We start from the raw sequence: 18,699 nt of genomic DNA on the forward strand, positions 1-18,699 counted from the left end.
AAAAAACGACGCGATGAACTGCGCAAAGTGCGTGACGCAACCATGCGTGCGACGGACTGACACCCCCAGCTCGGCAGCCTATGGCTGCTCGCTGCAGGACTGCCGCATGACTGAGTAGCCTGAAGCCAGCCACACCCGGTTTCGACGGGTTATAGCCAGCACAAAGGAGACATTCGATCATGACTTCCGCACGCATGTTATTGGCCACGGCCATAGCAATTGTCGCTCTCGGGGCCGGGACCGGCACTGCCCTGGCGTTTCTCAAGCCGGACAAGACCCCGATCGGCCCCGGCGACACACCGGACTACCTGACCACGCCCAACTGGGCCTACAGCCCGCCCATGCGGAAATTCGTCGACACCCTGCCGGGACTCGGCAGCGGCAACGCCAACAACCTGGGGCAGTTCCTGCCCGTGGCCGTTCCCGACATCACCACCTACCCCGGCTCCGATTATTACGAAATCGAACTGCGGCAGTACACGGAGCAGATGCACACGGACCTGCCGCCCACCACCCTGCGGGGCTACGTGCAGGTGAACAACGGCACGAATACAGCCGCCTGCACCGATCCGTCGCTGAATCTGGCCAACCCCTGCACGGTCGCCAACAACACCGTGGCGCCGGCACCCGGCCCGCGCCATCTGGGCCCCATCATCGTTGCCCAGAAGGACCGGCCCGTGCGGGTGAAGTTCATCAACAAGCTCCCCACCGGCGCCGGCGGCAACCTTTTCATCCCCGTCGACCAGACGGTCATGGGCTCGGGTCTCTTCCAGATCGACTACGATCCGGTCACCAAGCAGGCAACGGCCCTCAAGTCGGGCACCTTCACCCAGAACCGGGCCGAACTGCACCTGCACGGCGGCCGTACCCCCTGGATCAGTGACGGTACCCCCCACCAATGGATCACCCCCGCCGGCGAGATGACTGACTACCCCACGGGGGTCAGTGTGGAAAACGTCCCCGACATGCCCGATCCGGGGCCCGGCGCCCAGACCTACTACTGGACCAACCAGCAGAGCTCCCGCATGCTGTTTTACCATGACCACGCCTGGGGCATCACCCGCCTCAACGTCTACGTGGGCGAAGCGGCCGGCTACCTGATCAGGGACGCAGTGGAGCAGGAGCTGATCACCGCCGGAACCATCCCTTCCACGGAGCTTCCGCTGGTCATCGAAGACAAGACCTTCGTTGATCCGGCCACCATCGTCGCCACCGACCCCACCTGGGCCTGGGGTAGCCAGCCCTGGACGGGAACCGGTCCCATGACCCCGGTCAAGGGCGATCTCTGGTGGCCCCACGTCTACATGCCGGCCCAGAACCCCTTCGACATCACCGGCATCGCACCCATGGGACGCTGGGCCTACGGACCCTATTTCTGGCCCGCCACCAACAACCCGTTCCAGCCGATCCCCAACCCCTACTACAGTGCTGCGTGCGATCCGGCGGGCGACCCCGCCACCACGCCGGGCCTGCTGGGCGGCCCTTACGGCCAGTTCTGCCAGCCCCCCGAGATTCCGAGCACCCCCAACCCTTCATGGGGAGCTGAAGCGTTCATGGATACGCCGCTCGTCAACGGCACCGCCTATCCGGTCCTCGACGTGGATCCCAAGGCCTACCGGCTCCGCATCCTCAACGCGAACCATGACCGGTTCGTCAACCTGCAGCTCTACAAGGCCGATCCGGCGGTGGACCCCAACGCCACGCCGGGCTCCGACGCCAAGTGTCTGGCGCTCGGCGGTTGTGCCACCGAGACAGAAGTGAAAATGCTTCCGGCCCTGGACTACTCGACGGATCCGACCTGGCCCGCCACGTGGCCGGCCGACGGCCGTCCCGGCGGCATCCCCGACTGGACCACCCGGGGTCCCGACTGGGTCATGATCGGTACCGAGGGCGGCTTCCTGCCCAAGCCCGTGGTCATCCCCAGCCACCCGGTCACCTGGAACAACGACGTAACCACCTTTAACGCCGGTAACGTCAACGGCGGCTCGCTCATACTTGGCCCCGCCGAACGGGCCGACGTGATTGTCGACTTCTCCCAGTATGCCGGCCAGACCCTGATCCTCTACAACGACGCGCCTGCCCCCTGGCCCGCAATTGATCCCCACTACGACTACTACACCGGCGCGCCGGACAACCGCGCCATGGGCGGTGCCGACACCACGCTGGCCGGCTTCGGCCCCAACACCCGCACCATCATGAAAATTCGCGTCGCAGCCGGCGCCGGTGCTCCTTTCAACCTCACCGCGCTGCAGGCAGCCTTCACCTCGGGCAGCAACTCCGGAGGCCAGCCCAGCGTCTTCCAGCGATCACAGGACCCGATCATCGTGGGTCAGGGCAACATGAACCCCGCCGGCGACCCCGCTGTCTTCAGCGCCTTCCTGTTCCCCGAAACCTATGATGCCTACAACAAGGCCTACGACCGGGTGTTCCCCACCTCGTGGCCCAACTGGGGCGTCTCCCGCATCAACGACAAGGTCCTCAACTTCATCGGCAGCGACGGGTCCACCACCTACCAGTACAACCCTGCCGACACTACGCCCCTGCCCTGGGATCCAACCAAGACCACCAAAGGCGGCATGCCCATGAAGTTCAAGGCGATCCAGGACGAGCAGGGCGAGACCTTCGACGACTACGGCCGCATGCGCGCCGCCCTCGGCCTCGAGCTGATCACCCCCGGCGCCGGCCGCGTCAACTTCATCGTCCAGACCTACAGCGACCCGGCAACGGAAGTGCTCCAGGAAGACGGCATCCAGATCTGGAAAATCACCCACAACGGTGTGGACACGCACCCGGTCCACTTCCACCTCTTCGACGTCCAGGTGCTCAACCGGGTCGGCTGGGACGGCTTCATCCGCCTGCCCGATCCGACCGAACTGGGCTGGAAGGATACCGTCCGGATCAGTCCGCTTGAGGACACCATCGTCGCCATGAAGCCGGTCAAGCCCAAGATGCCGTTCGGCATACCCAACAGCTTCCGTCCGCTGAACCCGGCAACCCCTCTCGGCGACACCACCGAGCTCTCCATGGTCGACCCGACCACCGGCCAGGCATGGGCAACGCCCAACATCAACCGCCTCTTGAACTTTGACTGGGAATACGTCTGGCACTGCCACATCCTGAGCCATGAAGAAAACGACATGATGCGGCCCATGCAGTTCATTCCCGTCACCAACCTGCCGGACGCGCCGACCCTGAACACGGCCATCGTCACCGTCAACAGCGTGGTGCTCAACTGGACCGATCCCACGCCGCCGAGCGTCCCGTCAACCCTGGGCAACCCGAAGAACGAAATCGGCTTCCGGGTCGAGCGCTGCACCGGCAGTGCCTGCACCGATTTCGCCCCCATCGGGACGGCCCTGGCGAACGCCACCAGCTATACCGACCTGGCCATCAACTCGACCACCACCTACCGGTATCGGGTCGTCGCCTACAACGCCCTCGGCGATTCACCGGCGTCCAACATACTCTCCGCCGACACGGCCGTCATCTCCAGGCCGATAATCTCGGTATCGCCGCTGACGGCCAACTTCGGCAACGTAACCGCCGGATTTACCTCTACCCCGAGAACCTTCACCATCCAGAACACCGGCCAGTTGCCCCTTCAGGTCACCGCATTCACCCCGTCGGGTGCCAATGCGGCCCTGTTCCCGATCCAGAACGGTACCTGCGGCACCCTGCCGGCAACGCTCGCCCCCGCCAGCAGTTGCACCTTCACCGTAACGTTCTCCCCCACGGCAGCGGGCAGCGTGACGGCAAACCTGCAGATCGCCTCCAATGACGCCGCCTCCCCCGTGCCGAACATCAACCTGAGCGGCACCGGCGTCGCGGCAGCCACCAACCCGGTCCGGATCAACACCATCTACTATCCGACCCTGGCGGCTGCCTTCACTGCAGCAGCATCGGGCAACACCATCCAGGCCTTCGGGATCCTGTTCACCGAACCTGCAGTCAACCTCAACAAGACCGGCACCATAACGTTCCGCGGCGGGTACGATGCGCTCTTCGGCACCAGCACCGGCATGACGACCCTGCAAGGGGTCCTCACCATCACCAACGGCGCGCTCGTCGTCAACAACCTGACGATCAGGTAGGAAGCGACAACTCGTCCGTAGACGCGCGGACTTGAACAACAAGAAGACGGCTCCCGATGCTGGGGGCCGTCTTCTTGTTTCCAAAGAGCGCCACCGTAACTACACGTTGCAGAAATGAATGGAGCCACCAGAAGCAGACATGCATCGTCAGGCTCCAAGCCATCCCTCCGACCTGTGGACACAAGCCCTAGAACTCCGCATCCCCGCATGTGCGGGGAACACACCAAGACCAACGACTATAAGTGGCTGGCAAACGGTTCATCCCCGCGCATGCGGGGAACACAACGGTTTTTTTGTGTCACCCTTTAGCCACTCCGGTTCATCCCCGCGCATGCGGGGAACACGTCGCATAAAACGGCTTATCGTGCGGGGCGAGCGGTTCATCCCCGCGCATGCGGGGAACACTCCGTCCATGATCGCGCTACCACAACCGCCAGCGGTTCATCCCCGCGCATGCGGGGAACACGGCAACCGCACGGGGACGTTATCCCCGAGCGGCGGTTCATCCCCGCGCATGCGGGGAACACCGGTAGACAGCAGTGCGGAATGCCTCCTGTTCCGGTTCATCCCCGCGCATGCGGGGAACACAACGTTACCCCGCCCTGCGTCAATACCAGCCGCGGTTCATCCCCGCGCATGCGGGGAACACTAGCGATTCCGTCCGCAATAATAGCCAATTGCCGGTTCATCCCCGCGCATGCGGGGAACACTCGTCCAGGCCGTAGCCGACAAATGCAACATTCGGTTCATCCCCGCGCATGCGGGGAACACAGACCGATCTCAGTCAGCAAGTCCCCGAATTCCGGTTCATCCCCGCGCATGCGGGGAACACCGCCTGATTTGGCAGAGGTGAGGGACCTGATGCGGTTCATCCCCGCGCATGCGGGGAACACGCCGCCAGCCCTTACGCCTATGCCGACGCCGCCGGTTCATCCCCGCGCATGCGGGGAACACCCTTCCAGGGCCAGGGTGATGTCGTCGCCCGGCGGTTCATCCCCGCGCATGCGGGGAACACTTGAGGATGGCGTAGGTGGCGAGGTTGTAGACCGGTTCATCCCCGCGCATGCGGGGAACACGCACTGCGCAAGTTCATTGGCCACAGTCCTATCGGTTCATCCCCGCGCATGCGGGGAACACGCTGTGTTCAAGCCGTTGATCGCTTCTTCCAACGGTTCATCCCCGCGCATGCGGGGAACACTACGCACGCGCGTTTTCTAGTGCACAACCAAACGGTTCATCCCCGCGCATGCGGGGAACACAGGCCAGCAGCCAGACCAGAAGTGACTACTCCCGGTTCATCCCCGCGCATGCGGGGAACACCACACTGCGGCACGGGCCAGCTCGGAGCGGAACGGTTCATCCCCGCGCATGCGGGGAACACACTGCCGCCCGCCTTGGGTGAGCAGAACAATTTTCGGTTCATCCCCGCGCATGCGGGGAACACACGGCGATCTCCCGGCATACCTGCGGTACGACGGCGGTTCATCCCCGCGCATGCGGGGAACACTGCGGGCGCCTATCGCCACGGCAGGTACCACCCGGTTCATCCCCGCGCATGCGGGGAACACCTCGGCACGCGAGGACTCTCCTCGGGTGACGACGGTTCATCCCCGCGCATGCGGGGAACACGCCTTGCACTTGTGGTCGTACCAGGAAATCACCGGTTCATCCCCGCGCATGCGGGGAACACGCGGCGAGCTTCAAGAATCAGACGCCGTTCGACGGTTCATCCCCGCGCATGCGGGGAACACAGCAAAAACCGGATAGCCGACCTACTACCCGACGGTTCATCCCCGCGCATGCGGGGAACACCCGGTTTCCCTCCACTACGGCCACTGCAACTTCGGTTCATCCCCGCGCATGCGGGGAACACGAATGTGGATAGCCTGAACCTCGGCAGCGTCGCGGTTCATCCCCGCGCATGCGGGGAACACTCCTTCCGCGTCATCCAGGTAATGCCCATCGCCGGTTCATCCCCGCGCATGCGGGGAACACGACGGCCTCTTCGGCCTGGCCGATCTGGGCGGCGGTTCATCCCCGCGCATGCGGGGAACACCCCGTCAGCAATCGGCAGTTCCCGCACCGCACCGGTTCATCCCCGCGCATGCGGGGAACACATAATCCCATACATCCCTGGCAACCCCCACCGCGGTTCATCCCCGCGCATGCGGGGAACACTATTGCGCATCGTCGATGCTCCTGATTTTGGTCGGTTCATCCCCGCGCATGCGGGGAACACTTGAGTTTAATGATGGGGGCACCCTGGATGGCCGGTTCATCCCCGCGCATGCGGGGAACACGCCTAGAAGTCTGTCTCAAAATCAAACCCGTTCGGTTCATCCCCGCGCATGCGGGGAACACCGGTTCTGCTCCCGGAGCTCAGCGTTCATCCCCGGTTCATCCCCGCGCATGCGGGGAACACTCGCCTGGCTCAGATCATGGAGAACGAGCCCCCGGTTCATCCCCGCGCATGCGGGGAACACAGACGGTAATCGTCCAAACCGATCTCAGGGCGCGGTTCATCCCCGCGCATGCGGGGAACACGACGGGGCCGCTACCTCCTGACCGAGCATCTCCGGTTCATCCCCGCGCATGCGGGGAACACGATGTATAACCCGTCAGTGTTGGTCAAAACGCCGGTTCATCCCCGCGCATGCGGGGAACACCTTGATGCAGTAACAGTCAACCTCTGCCGTACCGGTTCATCCCCGCGCATGCGGGGAACACGGGCAAAGGCGGACCCATACGGGTATAACTGCCGGTTCATCCCCGCGCATGCGGGGAACACTTGTCAAGTAACGGCGGAAGGGATTTTGGAACCGGTTCATCCCCGCGCATGCGGGGAACACGTGGGTTTGTCCTCCCGGACTGGGTGCCTCGCCGGTTCATCCCCGCGCATGCGGGGAACACTATTGCGCATCGTCGATGCTCCTGATTTTGGTCGGTTCATCCCCGCGCATGCGGGGAACACTGGAGCTTCCCGCCGTTGATATCGTCGTAGAGCGGTTCATCCCCGCGCATGCGGGGAACACTTGAAATGGTTCTCTTGGGGGCATTCCATGCCCGGTTCATCCCCGCGCATGCGGGGAACACTGGTCATGCCCTTCCCTTCTTTCATGCCAGTTCGGTTCATCCCCGCGCATGCGGGGAACACTCCGCAAGCACCTTCAGGAGCGCGATCTCGTCCGGTTCATCCCCGCGCATGCGGGGAACACGACGATCTCTTTGACCCTCTGATTGATCGGGCCGGTTCATCCCCGCGCATGCGGGGAACACTCCGGCATCATGATGGATGCCGTGGAGGAGAACGGTTCATCCCCGCGCATGCGGGGAACACGTGGCAATGGTAATGTTCTGTTGCGCTATGGCCGGTTCATCCCCGCGCATGCGGGGAACACTCCCACCACTTCCTTAAAGTTCTGCATCCGAGCGGTTCATCCCCGCGCATGCGGGGAACACCGAGGCGCTGTAAGTCGTGGAACCTGATGCCTCGGTTCATCCCCGCGCATGCGGGGAACACGTGTCCGGTTTGTCCGGGGGATTTTATATTGCCGGTTCATCCCCGCGCATGCGGGGAACACTTCACCGCCGGGTAAAAGTATTCTCCTCCCTGCGGTTCATCCCCGCGCATGCGGGGAACACCTCCCCTTATCGGTCCCTAATTCAAAAAGATGCGGTTCATCCCCGCGCATGCGGGGAACACAGCGGTCAAGCCGCTGACGCTCAAGCGTTATCCGGTTCATCCCCGCGCATGCGGGGAACACATTAAAAAGGGCCTGTCGCCTGTCGAAAAAATCGGTTCATCCCCGCGCATGCGGGGAACACGCAAGCCATCCGAGCATGGTCACATCCTGTACGGTTCATCCCCGCGCATGCGGGGAACACACTATCGCCTTGATTTCCTGCGACTGCATGGCCGGTTCATCCCCGCGCATGCGGGGAACACTGGAAAATCGCCAAGTCGAAGTTATATGACGACGGTTCATCCCCGCGCATGCGGGGAACACATATACCGGGCAGTACCAGGTCATTGAGTGAGCGGTTCATCCCCGCGCATGCGGGGAACACCCGCAGCACATCGGGCTGACCGTTCTTACCTTCGGTTCATCCCCGCGCATGCGGGGAACACGAAAAGGCCGAGGAGGTGTAGTTATGGCAAACCGGTTCATCCCCGCGCATGCGGGGAACACGAGCGCACCTACTGCCGCGCCTGCGATCGGACCGGTTCATCCCCGCGCATGCGGGGAACACCCGGCGGGCAGACCCCTGCCACCGGTGTCACCCGGTTCATCCCCGCGCATGCGGGGAACACTGCGTCGATCACATTCAGGGCTGCGGTTACTGCGGTTCATCCCCGCGCATGCGGGGAACACCGACTCTGGCCCCTCCTGGGGCTCCGGTGGTGCGGTTCATCCCCGCGCATGCGGGGAACACGAAATTCACCAGACCGGAGAGCCCGGAGAGCACGGTTCATCCCCGCGCATGCGGGGAACACCCACACTGCGGCACGGGCCAGCTCGGAGCGGAACGGTTCATCCCCGCGCATGCGGGGAACACTGGAGCAGATCAAGAAGAAGCGGGACATGGTGCGGTTCATCCCCGCGCATGCGGGGAACACCAATTCGCCGAACTCCCGCGCCATGACGCTCACGGTTCATCCCCGCGCATGCGGGGAACACGTCTGGGATGACTCGTTAAGAATCAAGTGCCCGGTTCATCCCCGCGCATGCGGGGAACACAATGCCGCCAAGTGTCAGCAGCCGGGCAAGTTCGGTTCATCCCCGCGCATGCGGGGAACACGAGCCGTATTACAAGGTAGTGAAGGGCAAGCGCGGTTCATCCCCGCGCATGCGGGGAACACCATGTGGACCGTTGACATGAACCGCTGCCCGGCGGTTCATCCCCGCGCATGCGGGGAACACTACCCGTCAACAGAATCCACGTCGATCAAATACGGTTCATCCCCGCGCATGCGGGGAACACAGGTGACATATGAAAAAGTTTTTCCCGACCATCGGTTCATCCCCGCGCATGCGGGGAACACCGCTGGTGTCCACGGTACCCAACCGTTCCAACCGGTTCATCCCCGCGCATGCGGGGAACACACTTCCTCTACTTCATTGAATTCACATGCGATTTCCAAACAGCTCAAACCTACCAACTTTTCTCACCGGATTCGTCATGGTTCTGCAGCCTGCTGCGCTCCATTCTCCGGCAGGAATGACACCAGCTTGATTCCATCCATCTCCACAGGAATTCGCCGATTGGCGCCGAGGGTTAGGAAGTCGAAACCCGACTCTGTGTTGGTACTCCAAGCCATGACGGCGTTACCGTCGTCAATCCCCTGCACGATGGTATTCCAGATCATCTCCCGCACCCGACGCGAGACTTTGCCCACGTAGACTCCGGCCCGCACTTCAAGCAGCCAGAGAGCCAGCCGGCCGCGCAGCCTCGGCGGCGCATTCTCAACCACGATGACCAGCATCGCCGATCCCCTCCTTGTTCGGAATTGCGGCTTCGACCGATTCGGGCGGCGGCGTGGGCACCGCCATGCCACCGGCCGCAAGTACCTGTTCGATAGTGGGAATAATCCGGTGCAGAATTTTTGACTGGCGGAAGGCATCGCGGCAGGCGAGCCGCACCTCCCGCTCCGGGTTCCGGGGCTTTTTGGCGGCAATCCGGAAGGCCACCGGCACCACGGTTTCGAACTTGAAGATGTCGGCGATGTCGTAGACGAACGATTGGGGTTTGCCGGTATGGATGAAACCGACCGCAGGGGCATAGCCCGCCGCCAGGATCGCCGCCTCGCAGATGCCGTAGAGACAGGCAGTGGCCGATGACAGGCAACGGTTCGGCACATCGCCGCTCTCCCACTGAGTGTGGTCGTAGTTGCGGGCCTTCCACGCAACGCCGTGCTGGCGGGCGAGAAGCTCATACATCTTACGAACCCTCACCCCCTCAATGCCGCGCAGTTGTTCCACGCTCCGCCGCTCGGGAGGCTCTTCCCTGAAGCGGAGGGCGTACATCTTGCGCACAACTTTCAGCCGAGCCGAATCGTCCAGGGCCAGTTTCGCCTGGTAGAGGAGCCGGTCGGCCCGCGCCCCGCCCGGCTGGCCCGAGGCGTAGAGCCTGACCCCGGCCTCGCCGATCCAGACGAGGAGGCAGCCGATCCGGGAGGCGAGCGTCACCGCTGCATGGGATACCCGCGTGCCCGGCTCTAGCATGAGACACGCCACCCCGCCAACGGGGAGATGAGTGCGGACGCCGGTCTTGTCCACTACCACGAAGGCGCCGTCAAGCACATCGAGGTTTCCCTTTTCCACGTAGAGAACTGAGATGCGGTCTTTTATCGGGATGGGTTTAAGGGGAGGAAGCTGTGGCTGCATTGCTGACACCTCCTTGGTAAATCAGGGTCAATCCCCCCTTTATGAAAGGGGGGTCGGGGGGAATTTATGCCCTAGCTAGTGACAGCAATCCGCAGCCGAAGGCCTTCGCGGGGCCGATGCCGGTATTGATCAGGGATATCAACCCGACGGGGTCCGTCACTGACAACACACCATGAAAACTAACCGCCTGAACCTTGCCGACCCGTTTTTCCCTGACCTTACGAAAATTCATGGCTGGACGCTTTTCTACCTCGACCGCCTCAATGACGGCCACGCCCTCAAGTTTCCGTTTCAACCATGCACGCAGATCCTCCTCACGAATCAGCGGAACGCGGCACTTTTTTATTTCATTGGCACTATTTAGTCTCGCGCTTTCGTCATTGATCGTCTTTACCGGGTTGGCGACTAGCATGAAGCGCAGCCGCTGATCTTGCTGGAGGCTGGGAATGTACGGCTTGCTCCCCATCAACCGTACGTCGCGAGTTACAGCAGTGGCCGGTTCGCGTCGAGACAGCATCAACACCTCCACGCTCTGTTGACCGGACCGCTCAACACGAAAGAGGAAATCACGCTCGGCATCGGCATCTTCGGGAAAGAGCTTCCATAATGTCCGATGAATCTCGTAGGGATTGCGACAGGCTGTCCCGTTGATCAAGACTTTACTCAGATACATCGTCCCCTCCGTAGACATGGACGTTGCGGCTGGCAAACTGACGCGGCTGGCGCACCAGCGGCACGTCACGAAGCCGTATGGTTCGTGTTTCGCCCGGCTCATCACTGTAGATCACCCCTCCATCCGAAGGAATCATGTGCAAAGCCGCACGGGCATTTGCTGCAGAAAAGCTCGCCTCGAACAGCGGACGGGACAATGGGCAACTGCGCCTACCAAGATAGGGGGTGAAGTGGGGCGACTTTACTGCCTGTTCCAGTTCAACCAGTGACATCGTCGCAACGTCGGTATTCCATACGGCCACGGTGTAGGCAGCATCGAACAGGTATTCGCGCCAAGTTTGGATGGTCTCATGGCTTTTCAGACCGGAATAATCCTCCCGCGCATCCCTCACCGTGTGGTAATCGGTTGCCTTGATGATCGGCAGGGAAGTTTTCCGGCCGTCGTGCCTAATTCGGAAGCGTTCTTCCTTACGAACGGCAAAGGCAACGCTGTCTGCCAGTTGTTGCAGGCGACCGGCCTCGTTTCGCCTGATGCCCAGGCAGGCTCCGAGCAGGCCGAGGAGGGCGCTACGTGTGGGGAAGTTGCCGGACGGTCGCTTTCCCTCGAAAGTATGCTCCCCCCATGACTGCATGGGTCCTTGCAGCTTGAGGATCAGATAATCACGCATGGTTACCCCTCTCCGTTGTTCATCACCCAAGTTTTGAGTTCTTCAATAGTACTCTTCCGGGTGATCCCTTCAGGGACGCTACTCTGACCGAGGATGAACTCGCCGCACCGCTCGGAAAGGCCGTAACCTGTATGGATCTGCTGCCAGTAGTTATGCAGTTCAGCAATGGAAGGCTCTTTGAAGCCGCTGCCATTGACGCTACGGACAGGTTTTTCGAATGCATTTGCGAGCGATACCGGGATATCGGAAAAGGAAACCAGGGCAAGGTCGGCTAGGTTGTGAGCTGCGAAGCTCTGCTGTTTGGCTGAAGGGACAATCGTTGCCAGCATGTGAAGCAGATGAGCGCCGATCTCCAGTGCCTTCTCGCGCGGGGCATTGCCCAGGTTTTCCTGCAACTGCTTCACGTTGAGGCTGGCATAACGATAAAAGACCCCGCTGGAAAATTCCTGTGTATCGAGATGACCGGAGCCCAGTTCCTGCAAGTCGTCCACGGCAGTGAACCAGTCGATATCCGCATCAACGCTGTGGGTGGTCAAGACATGGGCAACGGCCAAGGCACCATCGACCTTGCCGAGTTCACTCATGAGACCTGACGTCGCCATGCGGCCGGCAAGGGCAATATCAACACCGGATGCCAGAGCCTGCCGCATGGCAGCCGTTTCATTCTTCAACAGCTTGCCCAGAGCTTTTTCGTCCTGTCCTTGCGCCAGCGCCCTCTTGACCTGCTCGCAGAACCATGCCACCTCTTCGATTGCCCACGGCGCCACGGCATCGCCTTCTGTCGCAACTCCGACACTCGATTCCTTACCGGCCAGCAGTGCAACGGTCTTCTTCACCAGTTCGGCATCGTAACGTCCGGCCAGACGATCATTCATGATCGCGACCAGTTCGTCCAACTTCTTGGTGCGCACGCTTGCCTCGCCAAGGTGCTGACGGTAGTAATCACTCTTCCGGATGGCCCGCTTGAGGCTTTGACTGGAAACGCGCACCCGTCGCTCACCACCAAAAATGGCCGATTTCTGCATGTTCATGTCGTCGCGGTTGAGGCAAGAGGGACTGTGGGAAATCAGGATGTGAAAGTTGATGAAGTTCTTCATGTAACTATCTCCTATAGATGTTTGAAATCAGTTCGAGTGATTGAGGAAGTAATCTTCGAGCAGGTCACGCTTGCTTCGATCATTCCAGTACCAGAGCTGTCGCGCCGCCAGATCCCAGTTCACGGTCGGTTCGGCCATACGCAGAATCCGGCGTAACTGGATCATGTCGTTGGGCTCGCTGCTGCGTACAACCTGAAAAAGACGCTTTTCGCCAACTCCCCTCCCCTTGGCCAACGCTCTGCCCAGGCTGATATTCTCGCCGCTGTGCTTGATGCACGGCAGGCAAAAGATCAGTCTCTGGTAGGCTCCCTTTTCCCACTCCGTCGTTCCCCGACCGCTGAAGAGCCGATAAAAAGCAGGCACTTCCAGTAGGTCGTCCGGGCATTCGACTCGGCGCAACTCGGCTCTAGGGCCCGGAGCCAGCCGCTCCCACGCCTGATAGAGGCCCATAAAATCATGCGTTCGTTCCATCGTCCCTCCTTCCATCCCGCTGTGGTTTGAGTGCATTTAAATGCTTGTACAGTGTCTTGCGCGCCACGGCTGTGGTACGAATTAATTCCGGATCGTTGCGGTAGGGTGCGACCGATTCGTTGAAAAGTTCAACGACAATGCCGTGGAGCTCTTCCCCCATTGCCAGCAATGCCTGGGCTGCTTGTTCAAAGTCGATGCGTGCTAAGGTATCGAGAACAGTATCTTCACTACGGCGGTAGAATTGCTCCTTAGCCAATTCATGGACCTTAACGCCGGCTCCCTTGACCTCTTTGAAGCCCGTAGAAAATACAAAAAGCGCCTTATTCAGTGCATCGCGATACCCAGCCGCCTGTCCGACCAGCGTGTGAACTACGTTTGTATGCCCACTCCAGCCGTCATTGAGAAAGATCAGTTCATGGCGTCGCTCAAGAATCGATGCCTGATTATTGCGGTAGCCGCCAACCGTCAGGCGTAACTTGTTGAGTAGTCCCTGCGCCTGCCACACTACAGCGGCTGGCTCCTGCCCTTCCTCTTTGCTGTTGGTCGTTTGCCGCTGCACGACAAACCGGCTCAAGTGGGTCCAAGCTGGGGCTGAAGTGGTAAAGGAGACAAATTTTTCTTCCCGCTCTCCCTTCTTCACCGAACTGATACGGGGGCCGTGGGGGTGGGGCCAGAGTCCGTCGATGGTGTAGTTAAACTTTGCCTTGTTGAATCCCGCATAAACCTGTTTCTCGACAAAACCGCAACAGATACAAGCTTGTTCTCCCTGCGGCGGCATCAGTTCAAGATGTCCCGGCTGCCAGAAGAGCCCGCGCAGCACGCCGATTGCTTGTGATGGAATCGTCTCGCCTGCCTTGATTGGTGCAACCCAGGTCGGTTGCTGACTGCGTGTTGCGTGATGCCACGGGATAATTTGTGTCAGACGCTCCTCACTCAAGACATTGAGCCAGACGGTTTGCCTCAAATGTTCACCTTGCACCAGAGTTGTCACCGGCGCGCCACCACGCAGACTCCCCTTGAACCCGCCGCCGAAACTCGGCGCATTGGATGACTGGTTGAACAGGGCGATGGCCGTGCAACCACCGCACAAGCAGGCGCCCAACCTCGGTTCGTTCACAAAGCAACTGTTTGTCGCCCCCGTCAGTCCCGCCAGCAGCTTATCCATGGGAGTCGGGTCCTTGGCGCTGACATTGCGCACCTGCATGAACGGAAAGTCGGGATGGTCGAGCCGGAACCACTCGCGATAGGGCGCACAACCGCTCTCAAACTCATCCAACGGCAACGGAGCAACGATCCGCTGTTTCAACGCGGCAGTGTTCTGCGGCGGAAAGAAAACCTGCGTCATGCAGATCAGCAATTGCAGGGCCGCCAGTTCCATGTCGTCGCGCGGTAGGCACAGCTCCCAGCGACCGTCCTCACACAACAGTTGCCGCAACGTGAGTTTGCACGCCGCACCGGCCGGTAATGGCCGCACAGGTATCCATGCATCAGTCAACAGATTCATTTCACCCTCTCCAGTCCGGTATCGCGGTGATACCTGAAAGTAACCTTGTCCCCGTCGCGCACATAGCACCCCTCTCCTTGTTCCGTCATGGTGAGCCAGTATCGCCTTTCGTCGTCAATTTCGCACAACGCTCTCAGCCAACCACTCCAGCGCGCAGGGACATTGATGCTGTTGAGAGCCAACTCCTCTGCCCTGCGGAATTCATCCAAATCACCAAGCAATCCACCATCGAGGAAGCGCTGCCCCTTTGGCGAATCGATGACCGGGATCACCGTGAGCCCCATTTCATCGTCACGGGTAACAGCAGTGACATTTTCATCTGAATCCGAAAACGGAGTCACTTCAAACGCCCTCCTGACCATGTCCATTGCCTTGTAACGTTTGACCTCCAACTCCACTTCAAACATCTCATGACCTGTAACAACCGATTCTGGCTCGTTCCCCCACGGATCTCCGGCATAGACTCTTTCGATCCATTCCCGATAGGCGGCCGGGAACGGAACCTGACCGGCGGATGCGGAAGTCAACAATTGCTCAGTGCGCCAGAGCACTCGTGTATTAGCGTAGATTTTCCCGGTATAGCCGTAATTGCATTCGCACGGGAGGAGGACGGTACAGACTGGTTTGTCGTATCCAGCAGGTCGCGATGCGCGTCGATGACGATGCAGTCTCCCCATGCGCTGAAAGAGGAGGTCGACCGGGCACAACTGGGTGACTAGCCAATCGAAATCCAGATCGAGAGATTGCTCGACAACTTGAGTGGCAACCAGAATGCGTCCCTGTTCGCGTTTGCCTCTGGGGCCGAAACAGTCGATGACCTCGTTTTCTCTGATTTGCCGATCCTTGAAGCGGTAACGCGCATGGAAGAGGCCGACCGGAGCGGATGTCGTCTCTCTCAGGACAGCGGCAATTCTCTGGGCATCGTTCACCATATTGCAGATCACCGCAACCTGCGCGCCGCTCTCTGCAGCCCTGACAATTCGAGCGAGCAAGGTCTGGTCTGGCTCCATTCCCTCAAGTTTTAGGGCTTCAATTTCAACCATAACCGGTTTTGGCGTTTCATGACGAGTCAACGAAATAGACGGGAAATCCACATTTCCGAGCCAAGTCAACAACGGATAGGCTGCCGATGGGTTGCATTCGGTGCGTTTGTCTCCCCAGGCCGCTGCGAGTTGTTGCTTCAGCGTTGCGGGCAGGGTGGCCGATAACAGGATGGCCGAGCCGCCGCACTGGTGCTGCTGACGCAAGACTTCTTCAAGCAGACCGTACATGTAGGCGTCGTAGGCATGCACCTCATCCACAATCAGCACGCTTCGTCCCACCCCAAGGCCACGCACGAAGCGATGCTTGACCGGCAATACGGAAATCAGGACCTGATCGATGGTGCAGACTCCGATCTGTCCGAGAAAAACCCGTTTGCGACTCTCCGCCAGCCATTCCCCACATTGTGTCCAGCCGTCCGGGTCGGTGGCGTCGCTATGCCCTCTGCGCTTGAGGTCCGTGAAGGTCCGGTTGAACCGGGCATTGCCATGGGCCAGTAAGAGGTTCGGGCTGTTGGTAAAAATACGTTCAGCCAGCGATTCAAGTCGGCCCAGCATGGCGTTGGCAGTGGCCTGCGTGGGGAGCGCGAAGATGATCGAGTCGGCTTGCCCGGCAGCCAGCAACCGCCAGGCATGGGCGAGGGCAGCTTCGGTCTTGCCTGATCCGGTCGGGGCCTCAATGATGGTCAAACCGTCCTGAAGCGGCAACTGATCGACCTTGGTTTGCAGCGGACGAGGCGTTGCGATGGCAGGGAGAAGGTCGGATATGCCACCGTAGCTCTTGGCTGTGCCGTTAAGCCCGGAGAAAGCAAGGATGGCAGGAGCGTCCTGTGAGAATTTTTGTGTGAAATAGTCCGAGATTGACAGCGGTGACTGATGGAAGGAGAAATTGGTGTCGTCGCAGCGGGAAGCCAGCCAGTCTGACACGGAACAGAATCCGGCCAGTAGCGGCGATGGAGGAGGCGGGGCGTTATCAAGGGAAAGACCGACCGGCCACAGGAAAAGTTGCTCCAATGCTGTTAGCCACTCTTTCCGGGCTGTTTGATCGATCTCGGCGAATCTGCCGTCGACCGAAACAGAAAGAGACGCATCACTTGCATATTCCGCCTGTTTCACATGGCCATGATGACCCGTCACCGATTCGATCCACGGCTTCCAATTCGACCACAGAGGCGGTTCATCGTCTATAAAAAGTGAGTCGCCAGCGGTTTCGAATCCGTTGAAGGCGAAAAAATCTTTCTTGAACCAGAAGAGGCCACTCTCGCCGTGCTGGTATTGGTTGATGTCAAATTGCGGAGGCAGGCTTGCCCCCTGACCTGCCAACGGATGCAGCTTCTCCCACGCCTCCCTGACCTTCAGTTGGAAGCGCAGATCAAACTTGCCGTAATCGTGCAATGCGATAAAGAAGAGCAGCCAGGCGCGGATCTGAACCTCGGAGCAACTCGCATGACTGGAGAAGCTGCGCCGGATAGTCGGACTCGCATCCCACCAGACTGCGGCCACAGCCGCGACGTCAAGGCAATGGTACGGCAAGAGATGGTAACCGCCTGCATCCTTCTCAGCCTTCCCCCAATACCAAACATACTCCGAGACAGTAAGACTTTCCATTTCCCCCTCCAACGCAACCAAGCCAAGCAAGCCACCATCAACGCGTTCAGTTAGTATCATGTCATTATGACAAATTAAGTCACGACTACCACAGAGCACCACTTTTCATAGCCTTCCCACCCTCAACTCCCCCCACACCCGCGCCGTGAGCCGCGCGTCGTCGAGCGCCCGGTGGCACCTGGCCCCTTCGGGCACGGCTCCGAACAGGTGCTGGTAGATGGTTTCCAGGCGGTGGTCCGGCAGCTCCGGCAGCCTGCGCCGGGCCAGTTCCAGGGTGCAGGCGGACCGGCTGTTCAGCGACAACCCCAGGCGGCCGAATTCGTGCCCCAGGAATGCCAGGTCGAACCGGGCGTTGTGGGCCACGAGCAGGGCCGTGCCGATGAAATCCCCGAGAGCCGGATAGACCTCTTCCGGCAGCGGCTGGTCGGCGAGCATGTCGTTGGTGATGCCGTGAATCATGGATACGTGGCGGGGGATCGCCTTTGTTACCCTGATCAGGCTGCTGAATTCCGAGACGATCTGTCCCTCGTCCACAAGGACGGCAGCCACTTCGACGACCCTGTCGCCATATCCCGGGAAAAGGCCGGTGGTTTCCACATCGATCACTGCCTGGAGATGGTGGTTTTTCATGTCGTGTCACCGCCTGTGTGCATGCGTGCCTCCCGGAAAATGCATCTTTGTGCGTCTTTCACCATGAACTATCCTTCATATCCTTACTTCCCGATACCGTCAATTCAGGAAATTCCTTGATCTCTCACGTATTTTTCCCTAGTGTGCGCCGTCTTCCCCTGCGGCACGAAAAAACCGCCCGGTCGGATGGCTCCGACACGGGCGGTCTGGTACTGCTCAAGGGATGTTTCTTCAGCGTGTTGCGGGTCTGCTCCTACTTCCTCACGAAGATCTCCCGCGCCAGGTTGGAGTCGATGGCGAATTCGGAGTACCCCACCCGGAAAATGTACGACGGAAAAACCTGCATGAGCACGATGTTGTTGCCCGGCAGGACCCCCATGGCCATGAGCTTGCGCATCTTGATGTCGTCGCCGGTGGCCAGGTAGGCGATTTCGCCTTCTTCGCCGGCCTTGAGCTCGGTGAGGGGAACTACACCCAGGTCGCCGCTCTGGCGGGCCTCGTCGCAGCAGTCGCCCGGAGGGATCGGCTTGCC

The 18,699-nt window shown here is 60.4% G+C and carries 11 protein-coding genes and 1 CRISPR repeat array; of the genes, 1 reads left to right on the forward strand and 10 read right to left on the reverse strand.

Annotated elements, in window-relative coordinates; genetic code table 11:
* The first annotated feature begins 179 nt into the window (after window positions 1-179).
* On the forward strand, window positions 180-4,091 hold the full coding sequence (locus tag AC6CDK_RS16685) for a choice-of-anchor D domain-containing protein (protein WP_066357567.1): 3,912 nt from the start codon (window positions 180-182) through the stop codon (window positions 4,089-4,091).
* Window positions 4,092-4,345: 254 nt separating this feature from the next.
* A CRISPR array of direct repeats spans window positions 4,346-9,196; the repeat unit is 29 nt; unit sequence CGGTTCATCCCCGCGCATGCGGGGAACAC.
* A gap of 74 nt (window positions 9,197-9,270) precedes the next feature.
* Here AC6CDK_RS16685 and cas2e read toward each other — a convergent pair.
* The 10 genes from cas2e to AC6CDK_RS16735 form a co-directional block, all read right to left on the reverse strand.
* Window positions 9,271-9,576 carry a type I-E CRISPR-associated endoribonuclease Cas2e gene (gene cas2e, locus AC6CDK_RS16690; protein ID WP_039645336.1) on the reverse strand — a complete coding sequence of 102 codons (306 nt, stop codon included), beginning with the start codon at window positions 9,574-9,576 and terminating at the stop codon, window positions 9,271-9,273.
* On the reverse strand, window positions 9,557-10,477 hold the full coding sequence (gene cas1e / locus AC6CDK_RS16695) for a type I-E CRISPR-associated endonuclease Cas1e (RefSeq protein ID WP_066357570.1): 921 nt from the start codon (window positions 10,475-10,477) through the stop codon (window positions 9,557-9,559). Before cas1e ends, cas2e begins: the two co-directional genes overlap by 20 nt.
* Window positions 10,478-10,541: 64 nt before the next feature.
* On the reverse strand, window positions 10,542-11,150 hold the full coding sequence (gene cas6e, locus AC6CDK_RS16700) for a type I-E CRISPR-associated protein Cas6/Cse3/CasE (RefSeq protein WP_192905319.1): 609 nt from the start codon (window positions 11,148-11,150) through the stop codon (window positions 10,542-10,544).
* A complete protein-coding gene (gene cas5e, locus AC6CDK_RS16705) occupies window positions 11,137-11,817 on the reverse strand; it encodes a type I-E CRISPR-associated protein Cas5/CasD (RefSeq protein WP_192905320.1) in 681 nt (226 codons plus the stop codon). The genes cas6e and cas5e overlap by 14 nt, the downstream gene beginning before the upstream one ends.
* A gap of 2 nt (window positions 11,818-11,819) precedes the next feature.
* On the reverse strand, window positions 11,820-12,914 hold the full coding sequence (gene cas7e, locus AC6CDK_RS16710; RefSeq protein WP_066357576.1) for a type I-E CRISPR-associated protein Cas7/Cse4/CasC: 1,095 nt from the start codon (window positions 12,912-12,914) through the stop codon (window positions 11,820-11,822).
* Window positions 12,915-12,941: 27 nt separating this feature from the next.
* Window positions 12,942-13,385 carry a type I-E CRISPR-associated protein Cse2/CasB gene (gene casB / locus AC6CDK_RS16715; protein WP_066357578.1) on the reverse strand — a complete coding sequence of 148 codons (444 nt, stop codon included), beginning with the start codon at window positions 13,383-13,385 and terminating at the stop codon, window positions 12,942-12,944.
* Window positions 13,369-14,889, reverse strand: coding sequence for a type I-E CRISPR-associated protein Cse1/CasA (gene casA / locus AC6CDK_RS16720; RefSeq protein ID WP_192905321.1), 1,521 nt, complete (start codon window positions 14,887-14,889; stop codon window positions 13,369-13,371). The genes casB and casA overlap by 17 nt, the downstream gene beginning before the upstream one ends.
* The gene (gene cas3, locus AC6CDK_RS16725; RefSeq protein WP_192905322.1) at window positions 14,886-17,537 is read right to left on the reverse strand and encodes a CRISPR-associated helicase/endonuclease Cas3; all 2,652 of its coding nucleotides are present in this window, start codon (window positions 17,535-17,537) and stop codon (window positions 14,886-14,888) included. Before cas3 ends, casA begins: the two co-directional genes overlap by 4 nt.
* Before the next feature lie 105 nt (window positions 17,538-17,642).
* Complete coding sequence (locus AC6CDK_RS16730) at window positions 17,643-18,167, reverse strand: 3'-5' exonuclease (protein WP_226048290.1); 525 nt, start codon at window positions 18,165-18,167, stop codon at window positions 17,643-17,645.
* A 253-nt stretch (window positions 18,168-18,420) separates the two neighbouring features.
* Window positions 18,421-18,699, reverse strand: a 279-nt coding sequence (locus AC6CDK_RS16735) for a FeoA family protein (protein WP_496639924.1), incomplete at its 5' end; no start/stop codon positions are given.

The sequence above is a fragment of the Geobacter sp. PheSNFMC genome (assembly GCF_059620965.1).

Coding starts and splice junctions, on each gene's coding strand:
- AC6CDK_RS16685 (WP_066357567.1), top strand. CDS start 180: ATGACTTCCGCACGCATGTTATTGGCCACGGCCATAGCAATTGTCGCT.
- cas2e (WP_039645336.1), bottom strand. CDS start 9,576: ATGCTGGTCATCGTGGTTGAGAATGCGCCGCCGAGGCTGCGCGGCCGG.
- cas1e (WP_066357570.1), bottom strand. CDS start 10,477: ATGCAGCCACAGCTTCCTCCCCTTAAACCCATCCCGATAAAAGACCGC.
- cas6e (WP_192905319.1), bottom strand. CDS start 11,150: ATGTATCTGAGTAAAGTCTTGATCAACGGGACAGCCTGTCGCAATCCC.
- cas5e (WP_192905320.1), bottom strand. CDS start 11,817: ATGCGTGATTATCTGATCCTCAAGCTGCAAGGACCCATGCAGTCATGG.
- cas7e (WP_066357576.1), bottom strand. CDS start 12,914: ATGAAGAACTTCATCAACTTTCACATCCTGATTTCCCACAGTCCCTCT.
- casB (WP_066357578.1), bottom strand. CDS start 13,385: ATGGAACGAACGCATGATTTTATGGGCCTCTATCAGGCGTGGGAGCGG.
- casA (WP_192905321.1), bottom strand. CDS start 14,889: ATGAATCTGTTGACTGATGCATGGATACCTGTGCGGCCATTACCGGCC.
- cas3 (WP_192905322.1), bottom strand. CDS start 17,537: ATGGAAAGTCTTACTGTCTCGGAGTATGTTTGGTATTGGGGGAAGGCT.
- AC6CDK_RS16730 (WP_226048290.1), bottom strand. CDS start 18,167: ATGAAAAACCACCATCTCCAGGCAGTGATCGATGTGGAAACCACCGGC.